The organism is Streptococcus parasanguinis, assembly GCF_001578955.1.
Classification (GTDB): domain Bacteria; phylum Bacillota; class Bacilli; order Lactobacillales; family Streptococcaceae; genus Streptococcus; species Streptococcus parasanguinis_U.
On record NZ_KQ969692.1, the window covers coordinates 47,212 to 51,472 of the forward strand.

2 protein-coding genes and 1 pseudogene are annotated in these 4,261 nt (G+C 41.4%); all 3 read right to left on the reverse strand.

Going from position 1 to position 4,261, the window contains the following annotated elements; translation table 11 throughout:
• Positions 1 to 107 precede the first annotated feature (107 nt).
• Positions 108 to 1,463 carry an accessory Sec system glycosylation chaperone GtfB gene (gene gtfB / locus SPADD19_RS08555; RefSeq protein ID WP_061455788.1) on the reverse strand — a complete coding sequence of 452 codons (1,356 nt, stop codon included), beginning with the start codon at positions 1,461 to 1,463 and terminating at the stop codon, positions 108 to 110.
• Positions 1,447 to 2,960, reverse strand: a pseudogene (gene gtfA / locus SPADD19_RS08560) (accessory Sec system glycosyltransferase GtfA). Before gtfA ends, gtfB begins: the two are co-directional and overlap by 17 nt.
• A gap of 486 nt (positions 2,961 to 3,446) precedes the next feature.
• Positions 3,447 to 4,261 (reverse strand): LPXTG cell wall anchor domain-containing protein (locus tag SPADD19_RS11765; RefSeq protein ID WP_128861626.1); only part of this gene is annotated, 815 nt, incomplete at its 5' end.

The window sequence follows — 4,261 nt, forward strand, 5'->3', positions numbered from 1 at the left end:
ACTTCTTTTTTAGTATCGGTGATTTTTCTACATCATTGATTACATTCAGTGCTAATGGAAGGAGGAATTAGCCCGTAGAAACAGCATAAATTCCTCCTTCCTTTTAATCATTCAACTTGCATGCCTATTTCTTCTTGCAAACGAGCTCGGAAAACAGCTGGTTCAATGCTATTTGATTGGGTAATTTGCTGAACCACAGCTTCTTTGTATGTCTCTACAGATTGGTAGATTTCCCGGATACGCGCTACAAAGTCAGCTTCCTTTCCTTGTTCAAAGATATTCTCTTGCGCAATATAACGTCGATCATGTAAAGTGTGTGAAAAGCCTAGAATAATTTGCTGGTGTTCAAATGCTTTACGAACAATACCTTGTACCTCGCCATAGTGGTTGATATCCAAATAAATACTTGACTGAACCAATAATTCTTTGATTCGATCTTGACTAATATTTTGGTATAAAACAACGTTAGGATAGCGGACCATTGAAGAAAGTACTGGAGACATTTCCGTTAACGCTGCAATTCTAAAAGTAACATCCGGCAACTTCTCTACTAGCTCCGTTAGAGCCTCAATTTGATCAGAATTAGTCAAGACAAAGGTATCCTTACGAATATCTTCTTTAACCTGAAAATCATAAATGTAGCCCAACGGCATAAAGAATCTGTGTTGTTCTGATGATGTTAATTCTAAAGCACGTTGGTAGGTGCTATTCTGAGGAATCACAATTTTATTGGTACGCAAATTTGGAGTAGATAAAATAAACTGCATATTTCCAGGCAATTCATCATAAAGAGGTTCCTGCCAAATTAAGAGATCATGCCCCTCAACACCTTTATTTCCCAAGTGTAGACTGACATTGAAGGAGAGGGCCAGTGTATTATAGATCACTTTATCTAGATTAAAACCTCTATATTCTAGATAGAACATGAAATAATCTAAGCGACTCTTGAAAATTTGCATAGGGGAATTAGGCAAGGTTAAGATCAAATCACCTGTTTGATGATTTTCTGTCAGGCGCTCAATCGTTCCCTCCAAATAAGTGGTCACTAAGGGTTGTCCTTGACCATCACAAGTCGTAACAGCAATCTTGCGACCGTATTGATCATAGCGCTCGATCATCACAACTTGATTTTTGTCATCCAACCACTCTACACGTTCAACAATACGTTTATAAGAAGCTATATGATAATAAATACGAGCCTTCTCCTGACCATAATAAGTCACTTTCCCCATATTGTTATCACCAGAAATTTCCCAAAAATCTGGAACTAGGACTTCATTAAAATAACGTCCTCGTTTTTCACCTTCTGGCTGTCCTAAGAAATAAAGGAAAGGAGACTCTACACCGTCTGGCAAGAAACCATCTGGCTCTAGAACGACTGTCGGATGATGAAAACCAGACTCCTGCATAGAATGAAGCAAATCTTGGCTCTCACGAGAATAACTATCAAATACATTCAGCATGTGTCACCTCTTCTATCAATTGAGACCAAGCTTCTTCTACTCGGCTGGTCAAAAAGTCTTCCGCACGCGTATAAGATGCTTGGCGCATATTCGCTAGCTCTTCATTTTGGTAGAGCAAAACAATCTTTTCAGCATAGGAAGAAGCAATATGATCCACCACTTGATCAGAAGAAGATGGAATCAGATAGCCGTTTTTACCTTCTGTGACAAAGGTTTGGTTGCCATAAGGAACATCAAAACCGATAATCGGAAGACCAGAACCGATGGCCTCCATCAAAGTCAAACCAAAGCCTTCGCTAGTTGATGCAGATAGGTAAACTTCATAGTTCTTATAAATCTCTTCAAGATTGGCATGTCCTTTGAGATGGATATAATCTGTCGCCCCCAATTCATCGATAAGAGAGCGCAACTTCCCCTCTTCTCCACCATCGCCATAGATATCAAAGGATAGCTCCGGTAACTCTTTTTGGCACAGACCACTGCTCGGATCAACCAATCAATATGTTTCTCAGTAGCTAAGCGAGAGGCTGTAATCATAGAGAATGGCTTGCGATTTTCATTTTGTGGCAGGCTTGCAAGGCTACCAACTGGAATGGTATAGATAGCTGGCCGATGGTTGGTGTATTTGGCAAACTGCTCTGCCAAGATTTCTTTTTGGCGGTCAGTAGCGACAATAAAGAAGTCCACCTTGTCTGCATTGGTAAATTGGTAGTCGTAATAGTTATTCCACAGGATGTACTGATCATCAACATTATTGGCACTGAAATGCTCTGCATGAACAACCACACCTAGGCGAGCTTTTTGGGCTTCTTCAAAGATAGGCTGTCCGATATTAGTTTCCCGATCTAAAATAACCAGATCTTGTTTGGTCAATTGAAGGGTCTGCATAAAGTAACGGATCAATTCTTGCCGACCAACTAGAAAACGATCTGGAAAACGGTAGACTTCACGACCATCCGCCATTTGCATGCTGTAAGCAACACTTCCATCTTCATTATAAAAACGACGCTCAATCAAAGTAGCTTGATTATCCTTAGGAATAAAGTACTCGGTACAGTAACGAGTGTAGGAGAAATAATCCTTTCTCACCAAGATCCCTCTGGACACATACTCGCAGCGTTCTACATAGGGACTGTTTTCTTCCCGCAGGTAGCAGGTCAAAAAGTTGTCTTGGTCCTCATAAAAGAAGCGCTTGATCTTACCATCAACTTCTTCACGAGTGGGTTTTCCTGCAAATCCTGCTAAGACCTGATCAATCGTATAGGTCGTAGGTGCTATCTTTATATCCGTGAAATGGCTGTAGAGCCAGATGATTTCATCATTTTTAAAACCGATATTTTCTGTTAGATGCTGGATATTATCGGCAAGGATCATATCCATAAACACAAATTTGGCTGGTTCATGGATATTGCGTAACAACTGAGCACGATAGGCCTGGGCATACTCGACACCACTGCTGGCCCAACCAATTCCCAGGTTGATATTATATACTGTCATAATGTCCTCTTTTGTGGAAAATGCAAGGCGCTTTTCCTTTTTTAATTTCTACATTACAGAATGTGGAGGGAGATATATGCCCCAACCACATTTTAACCGATTAGAAAAAACTAATCTTTTCCAATTAGTACGACTAACATTATAACACACAATTTACTATTAAACACTGGATGAATACTTCAAAAAACAACATCCTACTCCCTCGAAATACTTGTTCTTCAATTATTATTTTAAAAGTTTCCTTTTATCCTATCCATTAAATATAAAAAGGGAGTGAGACTGAACAAATTTAAACTAAATTCGTTCGTAGTCCCACCCCTTTAAAGGTTATATAGCATAAGATTATAGCTAAAAGAAACTTTCTTTATAAGTTCTCACCACTACCTCAAAGCAGTGTTTCAAGCACTTATAACTATTAGTCATCGAAGGTTGGGCACTTTGTTTCCAACCTCTCTCGTACTGAAGAATAAAGGTGAACTAACTTCACTACTGTCCAGTTACTCCATCTTCATCCTCATCTTTTCTTCTTTTAGCAACAACTCCCAAGCCGACTAAACCTGTTAGCAGACCAAGTCCCAGGGTAGCTGTATTAGCTGACTGATCACCTGTTTGTGGCAATTTCGCATGTGTTTCTGACCTCTGTGCTGAGGCTGAAGCTGAAATACTTGTACTTAGCGAAGCACTGGTACTTGCGGACTCGCTCGCACTTGTCGATGCACTTTGTGAAGCTGAAGTACTTGCGGATTCACTGGCACTTGTCGATGCGGACGCACTTGCGGATTCTAATGCACTCGTTGAAGCGCTTTGTGAAGCAGACGTACTTGCCGATTCGCTCGCACTTGTCGATGCACTTTGTGAAGCTGAAGTACTTGCTGACTCTGACGCACTGGTTGATGCACTTTGCGATGCGCTTGTGCTTGCTGATTCGCTGGCACTTGTTGAGGCACTTTGTGACGCACTTGTACTTGCGGATTCTGAGGCACTTGTTGAAGCACTTTGTGAAGCCGAGGTACTTGCGGATTCTGAAGCGCTTGTTGAGGCACTCATTGACGCTGAGGTACTTGCTGACTCACTTGCACTAGTTGAAGCACTTTGCGATGCACTTGTGCTTGCGGATTCGCTCGCACTGGTTGAAGCACTTTGTGAGGCACTTGTACTTGCGGATTCTGATGCGCTTGTTGAGGCGCTTTGTGACGCAGACGTACTTGCTGACTCTGACGCACTGGTTGAGGCACTTTGTGACGCTGACGTACTTGCTGATTCTGAGGCACTAGTTGAAGCACTTTGTGAGGCTGAGGTAC